The sequence below is a fragment of the Ideonella sp. B508-1 genome (assembly GCF_000333615.1).
Taxonomy (GTDB): Bacteria; Pseudomonadota; Gammaproteobacteria; order Burkholderiales; family Burkholderiaceae_C; genus Ideonella.
Window position 1 is genome coordinate 1 of sequence record NZ_BADL01000388.1, and the last position, 1,653, is coordinate 1,653.

Genomic DNA, 1,653 nt, shown 5'->3' on the forward strand with positions numbered 1-1,653 from the left:
AGCCGACTTGCAGTCCAGCGAGGTAGGGCGGACGGGCATCAGGGTGCTTCCCTGCGGGCTCATCACCTGTACCATGAACCGCCCCGGGTTTCGCGGAGGCCAGTTGGTCTAAGGAAGGTCTGCAAAACCCCGTTCCCGAGCCCTGTGGCCGGATGAATCGGGGGGGGAGATTTCGCGATGTGCAAGTCTTGCCCGACTTCTCGCACGCAAGGCCCGTTCGGCAGGCTGATTTGGCCTGTGCGGCGGCCCTTTGGCGCATTTCGGGCGCACTCATGCCTGCACCGCCAGCAACTGTCGGCGCGCCATCCACACATTGCCCAGCGCAAACATCACCTGCAGCCGCGCCGTGTTCTTGGCCAGCCCGCGGTAGCGCACCTTGGCGTGACCGAACTGCTGCTTGATCACCCTAAACGGGTGCTCCACCTTGGCCCGGATGCTGGCCTTGATCTGTTCGACCCGGTCGATGGCTTGGGCCAGCCGGTGGGTCTTGTCCAGCGCCGCACGTTTACCCGGGCGCATGGCGATGTGCCAGTTCACCTTCAGGTCCTGCGCCTCGGGCCGCTTGTCCACGCCTTGGTAGCCCGCGTCGGCAAAGACATCCTGTTCCTGCCCGTGCAGCAACTGCGTGGCCTGGGTGACGTCGTTGACGTTGGCCGCTGTGCCGATGACCGTGTGCACCAAGCCCGACTCGGCGTCCACGCCAATGTGCGCCTTCATCCCGAAGTGCCACTGGTTGCCCTTCTTGGTCTGGTGCATCTCGGGGTCGCGCTCACCCTGGGCGTTCTTGGTGGAACTGGGCGCGGCAATCAGCGTGGCATCCACCAGCGTGCCGGTCTTGAGCATGAGCCCTTGTGCGGCCAGGTGGGCGTTGATCGTTCGCAGGATCTCGGGGGCCAACTGCTGCTTCTCCAGCAGGTGGCGAAACCGCAGGATCGTCGTCTCGTCGGGCAACCGGGCCCGGCCCGAGAGCCCCGCGAACTCCCGGTACAGCGGGCGCTCATGCAGTTCTTCTTCCATCGCCGGGTCGCTCAGGTTCCACCACAGCTGCAGGCAATGGATGCGCAGCATCGTCTCCACAGCAAACGGCGGGCGTCCGCCCAGCGCCTGGTGTGCGCCGCGAGCATGGGGCTGAATCAGTGCCACCAGCGCCGCCCACGGCACCACCCGATTCATCTCTTCCAGGAAGATCTCCTTGCGCGTCTTCTTGGGCAGGGGATCAAACCCCAGCATCTGCTGCTCTTGCGTCATGGGCGCCATCTTGCCCGGGCCTCACGCCCCGCGCCACTCCGCGGCGGGGTTTTGCAGACCCTCCCTAAGTCAGACGGTCGCGGCCTGACCAGCGCGTTGTCGATGGTAATTGGCCTCGAACTCTGCCGGCGGTACATAGCCCAGTGGACCCATCAGGCGGTGGTGGTTGAACCAGGACACCCATTCCAAGGTGGCCAGTTCCACCGCTTGTTTGGTCTTCCAGGGCCCGCGCCTGTGGATCACCTCGGCCTTGTAGAGCCCATTGATCGTCTCGGCCAGGGCGTTGTCGTAGCTGTCTCCCTTGGATCCCACGGAAGGCTCGATGCCCGCCTCGGCCAGGCGCTCGCGTAAGCTCCCCCGTAAGCTCCCCCACCAAGTAGACAGCTGAAACCAGAGAATGCGGCC

2 protein-coding genes are annotated in these 1,653 nt (G+C 64.9%); both read right to left on the reverse strand.

Features of this window, described 5'->3' with window-relative positions; all coding sequences use genetic code 11:
• Window positions 1–270 precede the first annotated feature (270 nt).
• Entirely contained in the window at window positions 271–1,248 is a 978-nt protein-coding gene (locus I73_RS16015; RefSeq protein ID WP_040500518.1) for an IS5 family transposase, read from the reverse strand.
• 69 nt (window positions 1,249–1,317) lie between these two features.
• A partial coding sequence (locus I73_RS28370; RefSeq protein WP_040500519.1) for an integrase core domain-containing protein occupies window positions 1,318–1,653 on the reverse strand: 336 nt, incomplete at its 5' end.

Bases quoted from the DNA above. Each gene is read 5' to 3' on its own strand.
- I73_RS16015 (WP_040500518.1), bottom strand. From the start codon at position 1,248: ATGACGCAAGAGCAGCAGATGCTGGGGTTTGATCCCCTGCCCAAGAAG.